Here is a 21,536-nt window from a genome sequence, read left to right on the forward strand (position 1 = left end):
TGATCATTAACGTTCGAAACATTTTGAAAAAAACCTGACCTGACCTTGACTCCATTTTATCCAGGATTTGGACTTGTATTTCCGATTACAACCCTTCCCATTACGGTATTGATGCCATCAATTAGTTCTTGTGGCATTGAAGCGGCAAAATCGAATTGCATTTCAGGATAACTAGTCACGAAAATGTTTTTATCTCTGACAAATCTGTGGGTAAGCCTTGTGAATTCAGGATAGTATCTGGCTGCATTTGATTCCTCAATGTTTATTATTATGCTATCTATCTTTTTCCTAGCGTTCCTATACCGCAGATATGCCAATGCCTCAGCCATATCCTCAGCGTTTAAGATCAACCACAGGTGTAGCATTATGCTTGAAACAAGCATAATTAACTGTATCGTAATTCTAAAGGTCAGAAAACCGAATAATGCTCCGTCAATATCTGGATTGTATCCTTGAAAATGGAAATAGACAGCCAAAATGGAGAAGCCAACTAACACCGGCAGAATGAAATACTGAAGTTTTCTGGAAATCCGTGATGGTTTATCTGCATCTCGTGAGTATAAAATTGAAAAATAACTTACAGCAACCTCTAGAATTATCAGAATCGCCGGAATCAAAAATTTCCATACTTCAGACCAACCGAATTGATCGCAAAGAATGATCAATGCTTCATAAAGAAGAAAGAAGTCTATAAAGAAGCTGAGGATCAAAATTATCAATCTGAAATTCATACGAATATTTTCACGATTGTCTAATAATATTTCATTGTATTCTGGATTACTTTTGTCCAGTTCATCCATACTCTCTTTGAGTTTAGCTACCTCTTCTTTTCTGGATTTGCAGAAGAGAAACAGATTCAATAAATCTTTTACCAGATTCTGAATTTCCTTTATTGCTTTATGAGCATCGAGTCTACTTGTTTTCATTATAAGTATTTTAAATGATTAAGGAATTAATGTATATTTAATCGCTTGTTCCGGCGACTGTAATTTTTTTGAAATGATTGCATCAACTGATGTAGGAATATCTCTCCCCGCGTTTATCAAAATCACTTCGGCTTTGTTGCGTAGCTTTTTTATCTTTCTGTGATAGGTATCCTGACCGTCTGAATATAGCAGAAGGAAATTCTTGCTGGAACTGAAATCCGGAAACTCAAATACCTTATCAGCGATATCAATTGCTGTTTTAAGATCAGTTTGTCCAGAGAGATTAGTTCTGTATACGTCTAAAACGGTTTCAGCCCTCTTACAAAAATCTTCAAATTTAGTGCGTCGATCTTGGTAGTACTGAATGCTATCTACTTTATACTTTTTCAAAGCAGACTCAAAACGTTCTTTCTCCTTTCTTTTTTCGACAACATTTAGGTTTCTTAAATCCTGAAGTGTCGGTTTGAAAAAGTTTAGTTTTGCCATGGAGACTGCAATAAGTTTTTCTGCTGATAAATTGTCGATAATTCCAAAGGACAATTGAATATCCCTGGTTACGTCATCAAAATATGGCATGAAAATTTCGGTCGAGATTATTTCAATACCATTGTCTTTTATACTTCCGCTTGCGTCTTGATAGAAGGTGACTGAAATTGCCGAATAACTAATTGTAGATGCATCCACAAATGTTTCTACTTTTACATTAGCTTGTATACGTTGCTCGTTCCAACTTTGAACTGCATACGAAACAATGCCTAAGAATAATGAGGTAAGGATTAAATTTTTCATGCAGAAAATTTTATTAATGTAAACTTATAATTAATGAGTTGCCTCATGGGTAATGTAATTCGAGACTCTACTAATGAGTGATGGCACAAAGGAATAGAATCAAAAGAGCCCTTATATTTTATTAGTTTTTTCATCGACGCAAGAGTTTACGCCGGTTATCCACAATTGCCGTGGTTGATACTTCTCATAAAGAGGTATATAATGCCTCTGAATGGGTTATCATTGACCTCTTCTTTGAATCCGAGACTTGTTCAGGGTGATCGGAGACAATATCAGAGGCCGGCACGGCAAAGCAGTGGCCGGCTTCTTTTTTTATTTTTTAAATAATGGAACTACTGCCATAATTACAAATTTGACCAAGACAATTTACACTTTGAGCATAGGCCTCAAGCTTGTTTCCTTTTGTGGTTGTTCGTCTTATTTGCTTCGTTTGAAAATGAACGGGTCTACATTCAAGATACATCAAAGATTAAATCCGCTGCCAGCATTTTGATACGTAACTGTAATTTGAGAATTTGAAATTAAAATTGAAGTATTAGATTTGATACTTAAGCTTTGAGAAACAAGCACTTAAATTACCTTGTTTGGCGGCATTACTATAAATAGTAATATTTAGATAGAAAAATTGTAATTCGAAAATTTGCTGAATCTACGATTTAAAAGTGTTTGTTGTAAAATAAAAAACCACTGCGATAAAACTGCAGTGGTTAAATGATTTAATTAAAAAACTTAAAGTTTTACCAACTTTTCTGTTCTCAATTCTTTACCATTTTCGTGAATTAATATGTGATATTCTCCAAGATTTAAAAATTCTGCATTGAATATATTGCTTCCTTGATAAAGTCTTTGAGAAATCAATTGTTTTCCTTGATTATCAAATAAATGAAGTATCATTTTTTCTGGATTATAATCTGCCACATTAACTACAAAATAATCTTTACATGGATTTGGCCAAAACTGAATGTCTGGAATAAAAGTTTTTTCTTTGGTTTTGACCACATTGCCAATGTTTATGGTTCTACACATAGTGTTGTACCCAAATTTGTTTTTAACGGTTAGACAAACATTGTAAACTCCATTTGATGAAAACTTGTGTATAGGATTGACAGAGTTGCTTTTATTTTTATCGCCACTAGAAATATCTCCAAAATCCCAAAACCAGTCTTCAACATTGTAAGCACTTAAATCTGTAAACTCAAAATTTAAATAGTCTACAGTATCTTGATCATACCTCCAGTAAGACCAAGGTATATTGTCTATGCCAAGACTATCACATAGACTTCCATCGATTGGACCTAATCGGTAGTTTGGAAAATTCGGGAGACATGATTTAAAAGTTGCAGAATTAACTGAATGCTGTAAGAAATTGCATTCTTCGCCATATTTATTTGGCTTGTTTACCACATGAATCGATTTTACAGTGCTACCAACTCCAGAATTGTAAATTTTTCCATCAGGAGCCAATTGCATCATGCCAAATTGTGTAGCCATTACCCAATTAGGAGTAAGACGTTCTTTAAATCCATCATAATAGCCAACAGTATTCTTACTAAAGCTTAAATCATTTTTAAATTCAATTTGATATAAACTATCATGAGTAGAAACATATAGATACTTATTGTCAGGCGAGAAAGAACATCCACTATAGTATCCATCCCAACTATATATTTTAATTAATTTTGAATCTACAATTTGACCAATGCATCTATCAAATTTGCTTAAAAACACATTACAATGTCCAAATAAATGATTTACTGATGAACTAACAAAGTAATTTCCATCATTTGAAAAAGTTGATTGTCCGCCTTCTCCACTTGATTTAAATCCAGCAAACTCTTGCTTTCTAATTAATTTAACTTGATTTGATGTAACTAGATAAATGTAATACGATATTTTGGTATCTTCGGAAGCAATTACCCACCAATCTCGACCATTTGCGTGCCTTACTGCTGTAAGGCACGCATCGTCTAATGTATCTTTTAATAGACTTTGTTTGCGAACAACCATTTTACCATTTCCGTTGTTTTTGTTCATGTCTATTAATGAGTAGTATAATTCGGAATTTGCTAATCCATAGTTATCAATATAAGTAAGATCCTTATGAAATAGGAAATATTGATTTGTTGAAATTGGATTAGGTAATATTAATATTGCTTGTGATGACGATGTGCCAAGCAATGGATACATTAATCCTTCAGATAAATTGTCTGAATTTTCCATTAATTTATCATTAGGTCCTTCTACAAAGCCACCATTACAAGCAAATTGATATACTCCTTTTGAATCACAAATATTGGCAGAACTAATTTGAAAATCAATTAATTTATATTTTGATTCGTACAGCAACGGATTGCCACTCGGGGTATCGAAATCAATAAAACTGGAGCCAAATCCAGTATCTAAAGGATTGTCCGCAAAGCTGTATCCCAAGAGCCATTTGAAATCGTGTTTTTGAGCATTTGAGTGGATGGATAGAAATGAAACGAAGAATAAGAAGAAATAATTTCTCATATAATTAAATTTTAAAAGTGAATAAATAATTTAAACCACGAAAACTTCCATCATTATGAAAGTCTTTGAGGTTTAAATTAAATCGAATAAAATAATATTTTTCAAATAACACATTATTAATAAATATAATATGATTTGAATTATTTAGCAAGAAGGGGGGAGCTTTATCTGCACTTTCTGGAAAAATTGTAAATTTTATAGCACAATGATTAAGCTTAAAGGGCAAAAAGGAAAGTAGTTTAAATGGCAACAATAATAGTACGAGATTCATTAGGAATTCGTTTGCTTGATAGCCAAAAATATCGCTGTTGCCGCAATTATCAAAATATTGCTAGATTTTCATTCATTAAAGCAAAATACTCGAGTGGCTATATTGCAGACTGCCACTCGAGTAAGCATGCTCATAAGAATTATCTATTTCCTACGAAAACCAATTTTTGTTTGTGTAGAATTTCATCATCCTTGCCTTTAATAGTAGCAATATAAATGCCATATAGATTGTCTGGAATTGTTAATGTGACATTTCTTGATTTTGGATTTGTGATTTTTTGTGTAAATTTATCCCGTCCATTCAGATCTAAAATTGCGATGGAAAACTCTTCATTTTGTTTTAAATCTATCAATTCGAGAGTAATTGAATTGTGGGCTGGATTTGGTGAATATATAATTTCTATATTATTCGTTTTGTCTTTATTTGATCTTACAACAGTTGGAGCTAATTTGCATGAGGAATCATCAAACAAAGTATCTTTTACAATTTGGTATAATATCCTTGCTTTATATATTATGGAACCGCCTTCCCGAGGACATTGTTTTGCTACACTCAATAGTAGAACACCTTGCATACTATCGTAGTGAAAATCATCTTCCATTAGTTGTGTTAGATACAGATCATTTACAATTTGTTCGTTTGAATCAATTTTATTTATTGGGGTTATTATACTATTTAAATATATTAACGCGCTTTTCCCAGACAGGACTCTGGTTTTATAATCCCGAAGTACTTGCTGGTAATACAATGTAAGAGAATCTAATAATCCCATGCTAGTATCTCGCAAGGTTATATATTGTGTGCTGTCAGTCAGATTAGCAGACAAATAAAATAGGCTATCCAAAATTCGCATAGTATCTCTAGTGATTGCCAATTTACTTACTATAGACTCAATTGTGTCAAGTTCGATGTTTGAGTATTGCAATAAAGTATCAATTTTCCTAGCAATATTGTTAAAGTCAGCAATGGTACTGCTAGACGAGGCTGAATAAAAACTATCAATATATGCATTTTGACTATGACTGGAAGGGTCAAACCACATTCGTTCAAAAAGGCTTTTTCTGGATTCATAATCAAGTGAAAATCCAAATTCTCCAGATTTAAATTGACCTCTTGATACCAGAATGTCTGCAGAGTCTAATGGAGCAAAGCTTACATCATGGTCAGGACTAAGGAAAATAGGGTCGCAACCAGAATCTTCATTGCAATCTTCGGATTCTCCATCAGATAAAGTGAACCAACCAGGGCCACAATCAGCTTGAGTTGGCAATATCGTTGGAGGCCAAAGTGGTTGATCGCAAGATTCAATGTAAAACTTGGATTCATAGAGTATTATCGCATTTGTTAATCCTATTGCACTAGCTAAAGAATAATTATCATCATTCCAATTGTTTCCTCTGTCAAACTGCTTCCCAATAACTGATGAGTAATCTAAGTAAACTCCAGTTTCTTCTCCATCTATTACATTATGGGAAAAACAATTTAATCTCCTGCAATTTCCTGAGAATACGTATCCATTAGTAGCACCTGATACACCATTACAACAGTAAATTGTATTTGGAGTTACTTCACTGTAAAAGCAAGTAATATTTTCAAACTCATCTTCAACAATTACTGAGTTGTCTATTACAAAACAATCCTTTGAGTCTGTGTGTAAAATACCTATTCCCAAGGTTGCGGTCTGGGAAAGATCATCGAATCTGACATCATTGAAACCAGAACCGATATTTGTGACAGCATTATTATGAATTCCGGTTCCATTGGAATGAATATGGATATCGTTGTATTCAAGCACACCACCAATAGATCTATTTCCCACTAAGTTTAATTTTATACCAACTGAATTGTAGTTAGTGGTGGGACTGGTGCCATTTGTTGAAATTGGGCTATTAGTGCTAATCATCGGATAAATTAGACTATTTGCTTTGGATATTTCAATCCCTCTATTTCTAAAATATTGAATAGAATTATTTATAATGGTTGGAGAATTGAATGCTCCGCGGTCTAAAATACCCACATCAATGCTGTATATTTCATTATCATAAATATCTTTTAACCAAGAGCCATTTCCAGTAATTCCCCCCAAGCAGTTTGAAATAGTATTGTGTGAAGCAACTAAAGTGGTATTGAATGCAAGAATTCCTATTCCATCTGGTCCAGTGTAATCTCGATTGCTGTAATATGGAATTAAATTTGAAGCCGTTAGATAGTCGCATTGTATAGTACTGTTTTTAGCATATACACCAACACGCATGTGCTGTACGGTATTTGTGCCAAAGTATCCTGCCACAAGACTACCGATTTGAATATTTGCATTATTGATTTCAAAACCCGCAAAGGCTCTACTATTTGTACTTGGACTTATTCCAGAATATCCGCTAAATCGCAAAAGGCCATATATACCACCAATCGCTGGAGCGTCAAATGTATTTGAGAAAGCATTTAATCTAACGTTATGTATAGCGTTTGTTCCGGTTGTAGGAATGTAAACTCCAATATAATTGTGTAGGAAAGTATTGTTGTTTATCATAATATTTGCCGTTCCGGATGCTTTAACTGCATATTGGGCATCTTGTATAATTGTGCCATTCATTTCCAGGGTTCCACCTGTTGTTATATTTAAACCTCTCCATAAGGCATCACAACCATAGATTCCACCATTGTCTGTAACATTTCTAATAGTTAACTTCTTGCCACTAGGTACTCTGATTTCTGCACCTGCCTCCATTTCAAATCGACCACCTGTAATTAGAATATTTATATCGAGATATACAAAGCCTTTTACAATGTAGCACCCACTAGTAATAATTCCATTTCCTGGAACATAGCCAGAAATAGCTTTAGGCATATTTGAGCCATCACCTATTGTTCCAGTTGGGCTACCACCGCATGTGCAACTTGCATTTAGATCAGTTAATTTAACCATGCTTATTAATAGTATAAATACTAAAAGAGAAAGGGAAGATGGCCTTTTTCTTGAATTCAAGTTAGACATAAATTGTGGTTTAAAATTAAAGAAATAGAAATTTAAATTTGAATTACTTTAGGTAATTGCGTCAAAACTATGGTTACTATGGCTACAGGAATATTTATTTGTAGTAATTGTTGTTTGCTATTTGTAGTATTTTATTATTTGAGTATTATTGATAGGTTAGTTTTGCTTTCTGTTATTAAATTATTACAAATTATAGTAATGAATAATTACTATTTATAGTATTTTTATAATTATTTCGCAATTTGTAAATATTAAGATAATTGGATTATCAAATCAAATAGATATTTGTTTTGATATCTTAATTAATCACCATTTTTAAATTTCAAATTTATGCCAGAGTCTTTTAGCCCAACAACGGGCAGTTTTATTACTCTAAGTCAAGGGCAGGATATGGTCTCAGCCTGGATTACCTTGCAAGGAGATTTGAGTTTGTCTATAAATGAAGCAAATCCAAAAGCCTCCGCTTTTGGAAAAGACAGAATTCAGGAGATTTTAGATCAATCAGGTTGTGAAGGAATTCGGATTTATAACGGATATTATGATTCCAAGCGGCGTTTTGTCCTGGTTGGTGTTGATGAGAATGGAAATGATATGACGAGTGGAAATATTCTAGAATTCTCAACCCCATGTCCGCCTTATTGCGCCCCATTAACATCATTAGGTTGAATTTAATAACAACATTTTCGATATTTTCAACAGTTGCATTGGCAATTTATTGCTTATTGAAATTAAATAGATTTACTTTATATTATTGGATAGTAATTTATTGTATTATTAATGCTTCTGTTGAAATTATCGCATTTACATTTGCTATAAAGGGTCTTAATAATATATTATTTTATTACGTACTAATTTTTATTGAATTTTTTACAATAGTTCAATTTTTATATACTTCCTCTGAGGTTTTTTCAAATATTAAAAGATATATTTATTAATTTTTGCCTACACGTTATTATTGATTATTTTCTTTATATTTGACTCTACTGAGCATTTCAGTCCTTATTCTGGAATGTTTGAAGCTTTTATGGTCTTTTTATTTTGTTTGTTATACTTTGTAAATCAGATTAAAAATCCCATGTTTAAAAATATTGTTAAAGTACCAATGTTTTGGATTATTTCTGCTTTTTTAATATACTATGGTTGTTCCTGGCTAATTTTGCTAGGAACACAGCTATTACCCATTAAACAGGAACTATTTATTTATATTTGGGAGGGACAAAATATATTGAATATAATTAAAAACATACTAATTTTTGTAGGGTTTTTATGGATTCAATAGGAATTGAAAATTATATTCTTCTCTACACTTTACTTCTATTAGTATTTGTTTCTCTACTTATTGTATTTGTAGCAATTGTTCAAAATCGAGTAGCTAATAGAGAAAGCATTTTTGAAAAACAACTTACCGAGGCAATAATTAAATCTCAAGAAAATGAGCGCAAATTATTAGGAGAAGAATTGCACGAGGATATTTCTCCGGTGTTGGTGAGTGCGCTAATTAATCTCAATAGCTTAGTCGATAAATCAAATAATGATTGCGAAAATAATATATTAATTGCTATTAATAATTTAGAACTTGCAATTAGAAAAATTCGCACAATTTCTCATCAACTGCATCCAGCTGCTATTGAAAATTTCGGATTATTATTTGGTTTAAGTGATTTTTCAAAAGTAATCAATAATTCAAAAAAAGTTAATTTGGAATTACATTCGACAATTTGTGAATTAAATATTGGATCTTTTGAACAATTAATTATTTACCGAATTATTCAAGAGCTTATAATAAATGCGATTAAGCATGGAGGAGCAAAGTTTATAAAGTTAAGACTAGAATCCGATGAAGTTAATTTGCAAGTTTATTTGAGCAACGATGGAACGAAAATAAGTGCTCAAGATTATGCCGGTTGGTTGAGAAGTACAGAATCATTGGGCTTAAAAATATTGGAACAAAAACTGAAAATGCTTAGAGGATCTATATTGTTTAATACAAATGTATATTTGCATGATTATGATATATTTATTAAAATTCCTTTACTTTAGTTGCTATTTATGAATTATTCCTGCCCGATCAGAGTTGCTGTTATAGATGATCATAATATATTTAGAGCATCTTTTATTCGATTATTAGATGATTACAATGATTTAAATGTAGTCTTTGAATCTAATAGTGGAGAAGAATTACTTGAGAAATATAATTCGAATCTTATTGATGTGATAATTTTGGATTTGAACATGCCGAATCTTAATGGAATTGAAACTTGCAAACGAATCAGAGAAAGAGATAAAAACGTAAGAATTTTGATGTTGACTATGTATGATGAACCTAGCTTCGTTGTGAAGTCTTTCGAAGCCCAAGTCAATGGATATTTGGTTAAAACGGCAAAACCAAAAGAGGTTCATTTAGCAATCATGTCAATATTAGAAGAGGGAGTTTATTCTAATGAATTTGTAAAGGAAGCACTACTTAAAGATGTAATTAATAAAAATCATATTAACCCTTTGCGGGAGATGGCTTTGGTGGAATTCAGTGAGACTGAATTGAATTTATTAAGACTTATTTCTAAAGGAAAAACATCAAAGCAAATAAGTAAGGAATTATTTAAAAGCAAAGATTCAATTGATAAATATAGAACAGCATTGCTAAGAAAAACTAAATCCCATAATACTGCGGAGCTTCTTATGTATTGTGCCAAGCATAATATTCTCCTTTGAGTTTATCAAAATTAAGGCTTGCAAAATTACCATTTATAGTAATTGGAAAATGCTAAAAATAATTAATCAATATCATTCATTTCCGATACTTTTGTCGTAAGCGAGTATTTCATTTTGAAAATTATATTTGCTTTTAAGTTAAACTATTTTATTACTCTAGCTTTATCTAATGCCAAAAGAAATTAATTATCATGAAGTTTTAATAAGTCCTTTGACCTCTTTTATAAGTGAGATTGGAAAGGATATTGCTGAAGCACAGCAGGCAATGGATTCTCATTCACTAGAATTACAGAAAAGTATTGAAACAAGCATCCTGAATAAAGAGTTGCAGGATTTGGGATATCAAGCAACATGGTACCAAATACCCGAAGTCCAGGTTGAACTCAAAATGGCAGTCTATTACGAAGAAAATGAAACAACAGAAACAAATAAAAAGAAATTATTTTTTACTCCATTTAATGCTAAATATCAAAATAGTTATAATTATAAATCAGAGGGAAGCAGTTCAATCAAAGTTAGAATTGTGCCAGTTCCACAACCATTTTCATTGGAAATATTCAATAAAGTATAATGTGGCCGTTTAACTTAAATTCTAAACGCATTTCTAAGTTGGAATCCGATCTTGCATTAATAGAGGATAAAATAAAATTGATTGATCAAAAAATAAATTTATTTAGAGAAAACCCAGGGATTCAATTTACTGAAAACGAACCAATCGGTCAAAGGAACAAAAAAACAGTTGAAGATATTGCCGGATATTTTAAAGAGGCACTTAATAATGTAAACAATGAGTCAATTAAGTTTGCAGAAAATGAAAATGTACCAAGGTTCGAGATTGAAGATTTTGATGTCGAAATAAAGGGTGGAATTTCGCTCGAATCGGAAAAACTTTACTTTACTCAACTTAATCCTTCCGAATTAAATCCACAAAGTGTAAGCACAATCAAATTCTCAGTAAAACCAATTATGAAAACTAAAATTGATTAATTTCTATAATTAAAACCTCTTATTATGCCAAACAACGTTGGACAAGAATTATTAAATGTACCATTTCCGGAAATGGTACAAAAATTAGCCTTAGGTATCGCCGATGCTCAAACTAAATTGGATTTGAACAGCACTAAAGTGGCAAAATTCATGGCTGACACCAAAATTAAATTACCAAGTATTGCTGATCCGTCACAAGAAGTAGAATTCGCATTAATTGCTTTAGGTTTTTTCCCAGGATACTATCAATTTGCAGAATCTATTATTGAAGTAAAAATGGCCATTACAATGGCCACTTCTACCGAAGCTAAAATTGGTGTATCCGCTAGTGGAGGATTCGGACCGTTTACTGCATCTGTAAATGCATCTTATTCTAGTAAATATGACTATAAAGTGGAAGGTTCAAGCCTCCTTCGAGTAAGGTTGGTTCCTGTACCTCCTCCTGCTATGTTGCAAGAATATATGGAAGCTTTAATTAAAAAAATGTCCGCACCGCTTGAGGCTGAAAAAGACAATCAATTATAAATATTTGTGTGGATTGGAAGTCATGACAACCTACAAAATTTCACAGCCTTTGAATCCGCAGTTCATCCGCATCCTGCATTAGAGAAAGCGTTATGCTAATTTGCAAAGAAAGATTTGATACACAATTTCTCTTAAAAGAATAATTAAAATATAAACCCGTTTATATTTATATACAATTTTGAAATTAGGAATTTTCACTTCGCAATAAAATCTATTAACAAAATAAAAATTAAATAAATGCCAATTTATAGAATTTCGGGAGTTTGGAAAAATTCTAGCAATGTAATTACACATTATGCATTTCATACCGGTGGGCAAACCACAAGCAGAGCAACTAAAATATCAAAACCACAAGCGATTACTCTTTTAGAAACTTCCGGAAACAGTGCTACCACATGGGTATGGAATTATATTACTGCTGGGTGGAGTATCGGAGAAAATGTCCAGGTTGTAAATGGGTTCAATGGTAAATACTTAAGATCAAATCCTGACAACCAAAGAACAGATAATTTAGCTCATCTTATCGATTTTGATTGGATATCACCTTAGTTTTTAATTATCCTATCTAAAAATCAATTCCTCTAATTCATTAATTGAAATCAAGCTCATTAAATTTAATGTTGTGAGTATTAATTTAATATTTATGCATGCGAAGTTTAACAATAAAAAATCTTATTGAATTCAGAGGAAAGTCTGCTCGAAGTAAAAAGAATTTCGTGACCAGCCTAAAGGTTGATAAGGTGAAATTAGCTTCAGAAGGAGGTGGGGATTATTGGATTAGTTGCCTGAGTGCAATTAGCAATAGTTATAAGTTAAACGACTTAGAAGCTATCAAAGACAAAATTGATGAATTGAAGGCAAAAATGAATAAGACAGACTCTACTAGAATCAAAACAATGTATAGTAGAAATATTGAAATTTTATCGACGTATCAGGATTTTGACCTAAAAAAATGGAGAGCAACTAAAAAGTGGTCTTTCAAAAGAAGCATAAAGAAAAATCTGTTTTAATAATCAGAGGACTTCAAATACAAATTACTCCTCAGCATGTTTTTACAATTCTAGGTGATGATAAAACAGAAGTAGGGGCAATATGGTTCATTGCCAAATTGAATGGTTTTCGAATCGAGGAATTAGCAATGTTCTCGGACCTATTATATAGATACCTTAAGCTGCATTTCTCACAACAAAATGTACTCAATCCAAAGTATTGTATTGCAGTAGACGTATTTAAGAAATGTCAAGTAAATTACTTGCAAATTGAAAGGAAGGAAATACCATCCATTGTAAATTCAACTTTAAATGAAATAAGAAAATTAATGTAATGATATACACTGCTTAAAGCACATTATAAATACTATCAAAGTAGCAATTAGTTACGTCCAAAAATTAAATAACTTATTGATTAGATTTTAATTACGTTTTTCCAATCGATGGAGAATAGGAATTCAATTGCATCAACATTTTTATGATGCAAAATATTTGCGATGATATTTTATTGAAGGCTTCAAAATTCAAATCAAATAAAAAAAGGTATTTTATTTTTTTGGGTGACAGTGCCTTTGCCAATATAGATTTTTTAGGTAATGGAACAAGTGGTAGTCACTTTGTGATGATTGACTTTGGATTTTCAAATGTTTATGGGAGATTTAGTGCAATTAGATTTTGGATGGAATATCGGCATCGCGATAGCTTTTTTGTAGTTAATATTCTGGTAACACGAAAGAATTAATCAAAAAAAAATCCCTGTTTTTACAGGGATTGTGCAATAGATGTTTTTAGAATGGAAGGTGTTATTAGCCTTCAAACTGTTTCCGGTTTAAAATATAATCAACCGCTTTTTGAGCCTGTGAAGCAACCTTAAAGATAAATCGATTATCTTCCTTTAGAACTTTCAACCAATCATATAAATATGAAGAACTTCTTTGCAAAAGGGTATCATTATCAATTTGTGCTATTGAGCATAAATAAGAGCTTCCAAGCTCGGCAATGAGTTCCTCGGTGCTATAAACCACGCTTCCAAAAGTTTCAGAATTTACAATTCCTTCTCTATTAAGTCTAGATTTATGTCCGGTCGAATGAGCTAACTCATGAAATAAGCAAGCATAATATGCAAAGCTTGATTGGAATTGCTCCATCTTAGGCATATTAATATAGTCCTTTGAAGGTAAGTAATAGGCTTGATCGGAATCTATGAATTTAATCGGTGGTCTATTTGGCATGTTATCAATAATATCTTCACAAGTTCGGATTTTCTCATTTGGACTCAGTTCTAAATCCTGCATTCCTATTGATATACCTTCCGCATCTTCAATATTGAAGACAGGATAGTATTTAATTAGACGAGAGACTTCTACCTTTATTTTACTCTTTATCATCTCCTTAGCTTCATTTTCACTCAGTCTACTACCTTCTAAATTCTTATATACCAAATTAAAGTAAATGACCTTCTCCGCTTTCGCTCCTAATCTCAAAACGCCTCCTAATTCCTTAACCTGCTTATAAGTCAGAAAGTAAGGAATTCTATGCTCTGAAAAATTCATCAAGATGTAATTGATACCTTTATATATATGACCAGAAACATAGTTTCTAGCCAAACCATAGGAATTCCAAGGTTTATGCCAAGGAGCAACTCCGGAATCTAACATTTTTATAATTTTATTCGTCACCTCATGATATAAGTCTATCTTCGGAATCGGAGAACCAATGACAGCTTCTTCGCTATTATTATTTTTCATTTCAATCAAATTTAGAGGTTAGTGAATTAGAGCATTCCTTCGTCAGCGAAGGAATAAAATCCGGATTGTGGTGTAAGAATGATATGATCAATTAGTTGAATGTCATGGAATTTTCCAATCTCTTTCAACTTTCTGGTCAACTCAATATCTTGGGTGCTTGGTTTAGAAGAACCTGAAGGATGGTTATGCCCGGCAATAATTCCTACAGCAAGACCTTTCAATGCAGTGGCAAATAAAATCCGTGGATCAGCTACAGTTCCAGTCAATCCGCCACGACTTAGTCGTAATAGACCTTTTACATAATTTGCTCGGTTAAGGAACAACACATTGAATTCCTCAACCAACTCCATATCATCACCCCAATTAATCCGGAATATCTTTTCTGCATCCGAAGAATTATTAACTCTTAGATGGTTAGATAATGGTAAATTGGATTGATACTTAACCTTTACTTCAGCTACTTGCAAAAGTGGAGGTATTTGGCTCTCGCCATTTTGATTTTTCATAATTACTGGTTTAAATTGTTAAAGAATAATTCCAAACCAGTGTAATATTGACGATGCATTAAACCAAGATGGTAGAAATTGTCATCTTGGCAATTTTCATTTATGCATCAATGATATTTAAATAATAATTTATTACTGTAGATTAAGTTAATAAATGCAACTCTTAATTAGATAAGCTCATTTTCACTCGCAATTGTTTCATCATTACATGTTGGACATAATGGATGATCTTCATGAAATGATTCACATGGATCGCTATTATCTATTCTCATAAAATTTTGAGAAAGAAACCTAATAAGTGCATCTCTTTCGGTTGGATAATCTCTATTTTCAATATTGCAATCTTCCTCAAGAGAAGTTGCCTCAACCGTGTATTGATTTTCGTTTTTGCATTTCGATATTTGGATAATTCCTTGCTTCAAAGATTTATTACAAGAAACATTGAATGTCCAACCAGAACATGTTCCACATTCTGTTAAAAAAAAATTATTATTAGTTTCAAATTCTCTTATTTCCATTGAATTGAATTAAAAATTAATGAAGAAGTAAAATTACGGGTTAAAACCAATTATTCACAAAATTAGTGTATTTAATTCTAAATTACAAAAGGTAAAGCACTGAATTTTAATATTTTAGCTATATTTACCCATGAAATTAATAAAATTTAACCAAACCGGAATCCAATTGTAATGAACCCTTAAAAATGCTATACTAAATTACGTTCAATCAAACAAAGAAACACGATAAAACAATATGGCCAATTCAAAAGAAGCAAAAGCCAGAATCAAAATAAATAAACTCCTTGAAGATGCCGGATGGAGTTTTTTTGACAGTGAAAAAGGCTTCTCCAATATTGCTCTGGAAATAAATGTCAAAATTGCCAAGTCCTTTACTGATCAACTCGGTGATGACTTTGAATCTGTAAAAAAAGGTTTTATTGATTTTCTTCTTTTAGATGATAATGGATTTCCTTTAGCGGTATTGGAAGCCAAAAAGGAAGACAAGAATCCTCTTGATGGCAAAGAGCAAGCTAGAAGATATGCACAATCTCAAAATGTACGATTCATAATTTTATCAAATGGTAATCTCCACTTTTTCTGGGATTTGGAACGTGGTGATCCGGAAATCATTACTGAATTTCCTACCCAAGAATCATTAAAACATCGTCAGGGATTTCAACCAAACAATAAAAGATTAACAGAAGAAAAAGTAGATTCCGATTACATTGCTTTAACTCAAAATGCTAATTTTAAAAATGACCCTCTCTACCAAAATGAAGCAACAAGAGATCAATATCTCTGGGATGAAAATTTGCGGATTTTACGACCATATCAGTTAAGAGCAATTCACGCACTACAAAGATCAGCCGGAGAAGGCAATGACCGCTTTCTATTTGAAATGGCAACTGGAACCGGAAAAACCTTAATTTCTGCTGGAGTAATAAAACTCTTTTTAAGAACTGGTAACGCAAAACGCATTCTTTTCCTTGTTGATCGGCTGGAACTAGAAGGACAAGCAAAGAAGAATTTTGATAGATATTTAAGTAATGATTTTACCCTAGTTGTTTATAAACAAAATAGAGATGATTGGAAAAAGGCGGAAGTTGTTATTACAACAGTTCAAAGTTTATCGACTCAGAATAAATATAAAAAACTCTTCTCACCAACGGATTTTGATTTAATCATTGCTGATGAATCTCATAGAGCAATTGGTGGAAATTCTAGAGCAGTCTTTGAATACTTTGTAGGATATAAATTAGGACTTACCGCAACTCCAAAAGACTACCTCAAGAATATTGATTCCGAGAAGTTATCTCAGAAAGACCCTCGTGCTTGGGAGCGTCGCCAGCTATTGGATACATATATGACATTTGGGTGTAAAAATGGAGAACCTACTTTCCGGTTTAGTTTATTAGATGGAGTAAAAGATGGTTTTTTAATAAACCCAATTGTTTCTGATGCACGAACTGACATAACAACAGAATTACTTTCCGAAAAAGGTTATTCCATAATGGTGGACAACGAAGAAGGCGGAGAAAGTGAAGAATCATTTTTTCAAAGAGACTTTGAGAAGAAATTCTTTTCTGAAAAAACAAATACTGTATTTTGCCAGGCCTTTATTGAAAATGCACTTAGAGATCCTATTAGCGGAGAGATTGGTAAAAGTATTATTTTTTGCGTGAGTCAAAAACATGCATCAAAGATTACCCAGATTTTGAATCAATTGGCAAGTCAATTATGGCCTGGTAAATACAATTCTGATTTTGCTTTGCAAATAACTTCAAACATCCAGGATGCACAACAATTCACAATAAACTTCGCCAATAACAACTTAAATGGTCACACCAGAATCTTAGATAATTACAAATCTAGCAAGACCAGAGTTTGCGTTACGGTAGGTATGATGACCACTGGTTATGATTGTGAAGATATTTTAAACCTCGCCTTGATGCGTCCTATTTTTTCACCAACGGATTTCATACAGATTAAAGGGAGAGGCACTCGCAAGCACAGCTTTGAATATACAGATGAGTACGGAGAAAAACACAAAGCGACCAAGCAAAATTTCAAGTTCTTCGACTTCTTTGCCAACTGCGAATATTTTGAAGAAAAATTTGACTACGATGAAATTTTAAAAATTCCAATAAAACAAAAAAGTACAGGTGGCAGTGATCCTAAGGGTGTTGATATTGACCAGATAGAGATTTTTAATCCTGATAAAGTTAAGTCAATCATGGAGACACCTATAGGAATTGAAGGAATGAAGGTTGACCGTAAGTTATTTGAGAAAGCCAGAGAGGAATTACATAAGGATACTGAAGTAAAATCAGCTATTGAAAATGAGCAATGGGAAAAAGCCATACAGATAGTTCGAGATAAGTATGAGGATAAACCTCAATTGTTTTTGAATCTTGATAAAATACGGAAAAGCGAAAACCTTGATCGCCGGATTACATGGCGGGAATTTCTGGAACGTGCATTTGGCTTTATCGATGGATTTAAATCCAAAGACGAAAAGATCGAAGATGAGTGCGATAAATTTATTTCAATATACAAGCCGGAAAGTAAATATGTACCCCACATCAAAAATTACCTAAAGGCGTATGTTGCAGATGATAAATTCCGCCAAATAATTAATAACAAGCATTTTGCCGATCTGAATGTGTATGGTGGATTCTCCATGTCGGAATTCAAAGCACTGAATGGATGGAGGGAAACTATTCCTGATTACGTAAAAGATTATGTTCCTATTAATCAATATCTATAATTATGGCGAATCTGACGACAAAAGAAAAGCAAATACTTGAAAAACTATTCCAAATGAATAGTGGCTATGTACTTAATTTCTCGGATAGGACAATGGGTGAGTTTTTTAGGGATGATGTAGATATTGATATCTACAATAAGGAATATATTTATGCAAGTGGCTCTAAGGCCAACAGAGTTCGTGGGTTTTGGCTCAATGCAGATGATAAAATAGTAGGAAAAAGTATAGTAAAGCTTATAGAATATATAGAAAATCAAATTAATCTAGGTAAATTAAATCAAGAAGATTTTTCAAAAAAAGTAATCTTAGAGGCAAAATCAATCTCTGAAAAACTTATTGACGGAAAATTAATAATAGAAACAAAGTCAGAAGCAAGTTTTAAAAATGGGAATATTAATATTAAGCTTCAGAAAGAAATATTTGATCATGTTCAAAAGCTATTAAACGACGGTCATTATTACAATGCAGTTGAAGAATCCTATAAAATAGTAAGGCAAAAACTCAAGGAAATTACTGGAAAGGAACAGGCACATCTTGCTTTTGCAGATGCAAACACAGAAAAAATATTTGGTAGGAAGCCCAAAGATGATGCCGAAAAGGATTTTTTTGAAGGAGTTAAATTTCTGCATATGTCAATTCAGAATCTGCGAAATGAAAAAGCTCATACCCCAGCTAAAAGTCTTGATAAAAATTTAGCCATCCATTACATATCACTAGCTAGCTTGGCGTATGATTTAATCAATAGAAAATAAACTATGCTCGACCAAAATACAAAAAGAAAAATAGATTCTGTACGACAAATTCTTGTGGGTAAAGTTCCTGATCCTAAAGCACAAGTAGAGCAAATCACTATAGCACTCATCTATAAATTTATGGATGATATGGACAAGGAATCCCAAGAGTTAGGTGGTGAAGCTAAATTTTTTGCCAATGGATTTTCTAAATACGCTTGGACAAAACTTTTGGATCAAAAACTATCTGGTCAAGAACGGCTTGATCTTTATACGCAATCTATTTCGTCATTATCCAGAAATCAAAACATCCCGCAATTATTCAGAGATATATTTAAAGGTGCATTCTTACCATACAATGACCCAAGAACACTTTCTCTTTTTCTTAAGGAAATAAATGAGTTTACTTATGAACACAGCGAGGATCTTGGTGATGCTTTTGAATACTTACTTTCTGTATTAGGTAGTCAAGGTGATGCTGGTCAATTTCGGACTCCTCGTCATATCATAGATTTTATGGTGGCCGTTATAGACCCCAAGAAGACTGAAAAGATTCTTGATCCGGCCTGTGGCACCGCAGGTTTCCTGATTTCTGCATATAAACATATTTTAAAGACCAATAAAGACAAGCCTCTATCTCCCGAGGAAAAATTAAAGCTAATGAATAACCTGACAGGATACGATATATCTCCTGACATGGTAAAGTTGGCTTTGGTCAATATGTATTTACATGGATTTCCGGAGCCAAAAATATATGAATACGATACCCTTTCCGATGAAAAGCGCTGGGATGAAAATGCTGATGTTATTCTTGCCAATCCACCATTTATGTCACCAAAAGGCGGTATTCAACCTCATAAGCGGTTTTCAGTTCAGTCAAACCGCAGTGAGGTACTCTTTGTGGATTACATGGCAGAACACTTAACCCTTAATGGTCGTGCCGGAATCATTGTGCCGGAAGGGATTATTTTTAAATCCGATGGTGCTTACAAACAATTAAGAAAATATCTAATCGAGAATAACTATTTATTGGCAGTCGTATCTCTACCTGCAGGAGTTTTTAACCCTTATTCTGGTGTAAAGACTTCTATCTTATTTTTAGACAGAGTACTTGCAAAGAAAACTGATAATATTTTATTTGCTAAAGTGGAAGCTGATGGGTTTGACCTGGGAGCGCAACGAAAGGAGATTGGCAATAACGATTTAACTGAAGTGTTGGTATCATTGCATCAATATAAAATTGCATTGGAGAGCACTAAAGAATTTAAAAGTGAAAGCAAAAATGTTTTCCTAATAGAAAAGAAAAAAATCGCCGAGAAAGAAGAATATAATTTATCTGTTGATCGCTATCGTGAAAATGTAAATGTAAAGCAGAGCCATTTTGAAATGGTTGCAATTTCAGAAATTTGCGAAATACAAAGAGGTGGTTCACCAAGGCCAATTGAACAATACATCACAGAAGAACAGGAAGGAATTAACTGGATTAAAATTGGTGATGTTTCTGAAAATGCTAAATTCGTTTTAAGCACAAAAGAAAAAATAAAGAAGGAAGGTTTGAAGAAAACAAGAATGGTTTATGATGGAGATTTTATTCTCTCGAACTCCATGAGTTTTGGACGGCCATATATAGTAAAAATAACTGGAGCAATTCATGACGGTTGGCTTCTCTTGCGAATGAAAGACAAGGAAAGAATCAACCAAGATTATTTGTATGAAGTTTTAAGAAGCGATTTAACAAAAGAACAGTATGAAAGATTGGCAACAGGTGGAGTTGTTAGAAATCTGAATAGTGAACTTGTTAGAAGTGTTAAGATTCCATTACCACCCTTAAATATTCAAAACGCAATTGTTTCTAAGATTAAAAAGTATCAATCCATTATCAACGGAGCTAAAGAAGTAGTAGAAAACTACAAACCAGAATTTGATATAAAAGAAAATTGGCAAATGATGGAGTTGGTGAAAGTATGTGAAATTAATCCAAAAATACTTTGCCAAATAAGGTTGCTAAAGATGGTAAATTTATTTATTTTGATATTTCCTCAGTAAATAATAAAACTGGTGAATACTCAATTGAAAATATATTGGATGTAAATGATGCACCAAGTAGAGCAAGAAGAGAAATAAAGGAAAATGATGTTTTGCTATCAACAGTTAGACCAAATTTGAAAGCATTTGCTTTGCTCTCAAATATCCCGAAGAATTCAATTGCATCTACTGGATTTGCTGTTTTAAGATGTAAGGAGAAAGTACTTCCAAAATATGTTTATGAGTCATTATTTACTGATTTTATGCAAAATCAAATGATTGGTAAAATGGGAAAGGGAGCTTACCCGAGTATAAACCAGACAGATGTTGAGAATTTAGAAATTCCACTTCCACCAATTAGTGTTCAACAAGAAATTGTAAAGCGCATTGAAGATGAACAAGCATTGGTAAACTCAAACAAGAAACTCGTAGAAATTTTTGAGCAAAAAATAAAAGATGAAATTAATAAGTTATGGCAGGCAGCACCTAAGGATTATGCAATGAGTGAGGGAATAATGACATTAGCAGCAGAGGAATAAAATTTGTGAATACCA

The 21,536-nt window shown here is 32.7% G+C and carries 20 protein-coding genes; 13 read left to right on the plus strand and 7 right to left on the minus strand.

Features of this window, described 5'->3' with window-relative positions:
* Positions 1-56: 56 nt before the first annotated feature.
* The 4 genes from IPK91_06090 to IPK91_06105 form a co-directional block, all read right to left on the minus strand.
* Positions 57-926: a hypothetical protein gene (locus tag IPK91_06090; protein ID MBK8296840.1), complete on the minus strand. Its 870-nt coding sequence runs from the start codon at positions 924-926 to the stop codon at positions 57-59.
* A gap of 18 nt (positions 927-944) precedes the next feature.
* The gene (locus IPK91_06095) at positions 945-1,715 is read right to left on the minus strand and encodes a hypothetical protein (GenBank protein ID MBK8296841.1); all 771 of its coding nucleotides are present in this window, start codon (positions 1,713-1,715) and stop codon (positions 945-947) included.
* 729 nt (positions 1,716-2,444) lie between these two features.
* Entirely contained in the window at positions 2,445-4,226 is a 1,782-nt protein-coding gene (locus IPK91_06100) for a hypothetical protein (protein MBK8296842.1), read from the minus strand.
* Positions 4,227-4,636: 410 nt separating this feature from the next.
* Entirely contained in the window at positions 4,637-7,492 is a 2,856-nt protein-coding gene (locus IPK91_06105) for a T9SS type A sorting domain-containing protein (GenBank protein ID MBK8296843.1), read from the minus strand.
* 330 nt (positions 7,493-7,822) lie between these two features.
* Between IPK91_06105 and IPK91_06110 the strand changes: the two genes are divergently transcribed.
* The 9 genes from IPK91_06110 to IPK91_06150 all read left to right on the plus strand — a co-directional run bounded on the left by IPK91_06110 (position 7,823) and on the right by IPK91_06150 (position 13,447).
* The gene (locus IPK91_06110) at positions 7,823-8,158 is read left to right on the plus strand and encodes a hypothetical protein (GenBank protein MBK8296844.1); all 336 of its coding nucleotides are present in this window, start codon (positions 7,823-7,825) and stop codon (positions 8,156-8,158) included.
* Between the two features lie 600 nt (positions 8,159-8,758).
* Complete coding sequence (locus IPK91_06115; protein MBK8296845.1) at positions 8,759-9,532, plus strand: hypothetical protein; 774 nt, start codon at positions 8,759-8,761, stop codon at positions 9,530-9,532.
* A gap of 9 nt (positions 9,533-9,541) precedes the next feature.
* On the plus strand, positions 9,542-10,204 hold the full coding sequence (locus IPK91_06120) for a response regulator transcription factor (protein MBK8296846.1): 663 nt from the start codon (positions 9,542-9,544) through the stop codon (positions 10,202-10,204).
* 169 nt (positions 10,205-10,373) lie between these two features.
* Positions 10,374-10,775, plus strand: coding sequence for a hypothetical protein (locus IPK91_06125; protein MBK8296847.1), 402 nt, complete (start codon positions 10,374-10,376; stop codon positions 10,773-10,775).
* Positions 10,776-10,813: 38 nt separating this feature from the next.
* The gene (locus IPK91_06130) at positions 10,814-11,191 is read left to right on the plus strand and encodes a hypothetical protein (protein ID MBK8296848.1); all 378 of its coding nucleotides are present in this window, start codon (positions 10,814-10,816) and stop codon (positions 11,189-11,191) included.
* 24 nt (positions 11,192-11,215) lie between these two features.
* A complete protein-coding gene (locus tag IPK91_06135) occupies positions 11,216-11,716 on the plus strand; it encodes a hypothetical protein (protein ID MBK8296849.1) in 501 nt (166 codons plus the stop codon).
* 237 nt (positions 11,717-11,953) lie between these two features.
* Positions 11,954-12,265 carry a DUF3892 domain-containing protein gene (locus tag IPK91_06140; protein MBK8296850.1) on the plus strand — a complete coding sequence of 104 codons (312 nt, stop codon included), beginning with the start codon at positions 11,954-11,956 and terminating at the stop codon, positions 12,263-12,265.
* A gap of 98 nt (positions 12,266-12,363) precedes the next feature.
* A complete protein-coding gene (locus IPK91_06145) occupies positions 12,364-12,726 on the plus strand; it encodes a hypothetical protein (protein MBK8296851.1) in 363 nt (120 codons plus the stop codon).
* A gap of 457 nt (positions 12,727-13,183) precedes the next feature.
* A complete protein-coding gene (locus tag IPK91_06150) occupies positions 13,184-13,447 on the plus strand; it encodes a hypothetical protein (GenBank protein MBK8296852.1) in 264 nt (87 codons plus the stop codon).
* A gap of 64 nt (positions 13,448-13,511) precedes the next feature.
* On the opposite strand, the gene IPK91_06155 is transcribed toward IPK91_06150, so the two are convergent.
* The 3 genes from IPK91_06155 to IPK91_06165 all read right to left on the minus strand — a co-directional run bounded on the left by IPK91_06155 (position 13,512) and on the right by IPK91_06165 (position 15,477).
* The gene (locus IPK91_06155; GenBank protein ID MBK8296853.1) at positions 13,512-14,453 is read right to left on the minus strand and encodes a DUF1738 domain-containing protein; all 942 of its coding nucleotides are present in this window, start codon (positions 14,451-14,453) and stop codon (positions 13,512-13,514) included.
* 26 nt (positions 14,454-14,479) lie between these two features.
* The gene (locus IPK91_06160; GenBank protein ID MBK8296854.1) at positions 14,480-14,959 is read right to left on the minus strand and encodes a JAB domain-containing protein; all 480 of its coding nucleotides are present in this window, start codon (positions 14,957-14,959) and stop codon (positions 14,480-14,482) included.
* Positions 14,960-15,126: 167 nt separating this feature from the next.
* Positions 15,127-15,477, minus strand: a complete 351-nt coding sequence (locus IPK91_06165; protein ID MBK8296855.1) for a hypothetical protein — start codon at positions 15,475-15,477, stop codon at positions 15,127-15,129.
* Positions 15,478-15,712: 235 nt separating this feature from the next.
* On the opposite strand from IPK91_06165, the gene IPK91_06170 reads away from it, so the two are divergent.
* The 4 genes from IPK91_06170 to IPK91_06185 are packed head-to-tail and all read left to right on the plus strand — an operon-like array spanning position 15,713 to position 21,521.
* The gene (locus IPK91_06170) at positions 15,713-18,226 is read left to right on the plus strand and encodes a DEAD/DEAH box helicase family protein (protein MBK8296856.1); all 2,514 of its coding nucleotides are present in this window, start codon (positions 15,713-15,715) and stop codon (positions 18,224-18,226) included.
* 2 nt (positions 18,227-18,228) lie between these two features.
* Positions 18,229-18,978: a TIGR02391 family protein gene (locus IPK91_06175; protein MBK8296857.1), complete on the plus strand. Its 750-nt coding sequence runs from the start codon at positions 18,229-18,231 to the stop codon at positions 18,976-18,978.
* Positions 18,979-18,981: 3 nt separating this feature from the next.
* Complete coding sequence (locus IPK91_06180; GenBank protein MBK8296858.1) at positions 18,982-21,003, plus strand: N-6 DNA methylase; 2,022 nt, start codon at positions 18,982-18,984, stop codon at positions 21,001-21,003.
* Positions 20,946-21,521, plus strand: a complete 576-nt coding sequence (locus IPK91_06185) for a restriction endonuclease subunit S (protein MBK8296859.1) — start codon at positions 20,946-20,948, stop codon at positions 21,519-21,521. Before IPK91_06180 ends, IPK91_06185 begins: the two co-directional genes overlap by 58 nt.
* The last annotated feature ends 15 nt before the right edge of the window (positions 21,522-21,536 follow it).

The organism is Saprospiraceae bacterium (assembly GCA_016712145.1).
In the GTDB taxonomy this organism is placed as follows: Bacteria; Bacteroidota; Bacteroidia; order Chitinophagales; family Saprospiraceae; genus Vicinibacter.

Coding starts and splice junctions, on each gene's coding strand:
- IPK91_06120 (MBK8296846.1), top strand. CDS start 9,542: ATGAATTATTCCTGCCCGATCAGAGTTGCTGTTATAGATGATCATAAT.
- IPK91_06175 (MBK8296857.1), top strand. CDS start 18,229: ATGGCGAATCTGACGACAAAAGAAAAGCAAATACTTGAAAAACTATTC.
- IPK91_06155 (MBK8296853.1), bottom strand. CDS start 14,453: ATGAAAAATAATAATAGCGAAGAAGCTGTCATTGGTTCTCCGATTCCG.
- IPK91_06090 (MBK8296840.1), bottom strand. CDS start 926: ATGAAAACAAGTAGACTCGATGCTCATAAAGCAATAAAGGAAATTCAG.
- IPK91_06160 (MBK8296854.1), bottom strand. CDS start 14,959: ATGAAAAATCAAAATGGCGAGAGCCAAATACCTCCACTTTTGCAAGTA.
- IPK91_06180 (MBK8296858.1), top strand. CDS start 18,982: ATGCTCGACCAAAATACAAAAAGAAAAATAGATTCTGTACGACAAATT.
- IPK91_06145 (MBK8296851.1), top strand. CDS start 12,364: ATGCGAAGTTTAACAATAAAAAATCTTATTGAATTCAGAGGAAAGTCT.
- IPK91_06165 (MBK8296855.1), bottom strand. CDS start 15,477: ATGGAAATAAGAGAATTTGAAACTAATAATAATTTTTTTTTAACAGAA.
- IPK91_06115 (MBK8296845.1), top strand. CDS start 8,759: ATGGATTCAATAGGAATTGAAAATTATATTCTTCTCTACACTTTACTT.
- IPK91_06135 (MBK8296849.1), top strand. CDS start 11,216: ATGCCAAACAACGTTGGACAAGAATTATTAAATGTACCATTTCCGGAA.
- IPK91_06095 (MBK8296841.1), bottom strand. CDS start 1,715: ATGAAAAATTTAATCCTTACCTCATTATTCTTAGGCATTGTTTCGTAT.
- IPK91_06110 (MBK8296844.1), top strand. CDS start 7,823: ATGCCAGAGTCTTTTAGCCCAACAACGGGCAGTTTTATTACTCTAAGT.
- IPK91_06100 (MBK8296842.1), bottom strand. CDS start 4,226: ATGAGAAATTATTTCTTCTTATTCTTCGTTTCATTTCTATCCATCCAC.
- IPK91_06105 (MBK8296843.1), bottom strand. CDS start 7,492: ATGTCTAACTTGAATTCAAGAAAAAGGCCATCTTCCCTTTCTCTTTTA.
- IPK91_06150 (MBK8296852.1), top strand. CDS start 13,184: ATGATGCAAAATATTTGCGATGATATTTTATTGAAGGCTTCAAAATTC.
- IPK91_06170 (MBK8296856.1), top strand. CDS start 15,713: ATGGCCAATTCAAAAGAAGCAAAAGCCAGAATCAAAATAAATAAACTC.
- IPK91_06125 (MBK8296847.1), top strand. CDS start 10,374: ATGCCAAAAGAAATTAATTATCATGAAGTTTTAATAAGTCCTTTGACC.
- IPK91_06140 (MBK8296850.1), top strand. CDS start 11,954: ATGCCAATTTATAGAATTTCGGGAGTTTGGAAAAATTCTAGCAATGTA.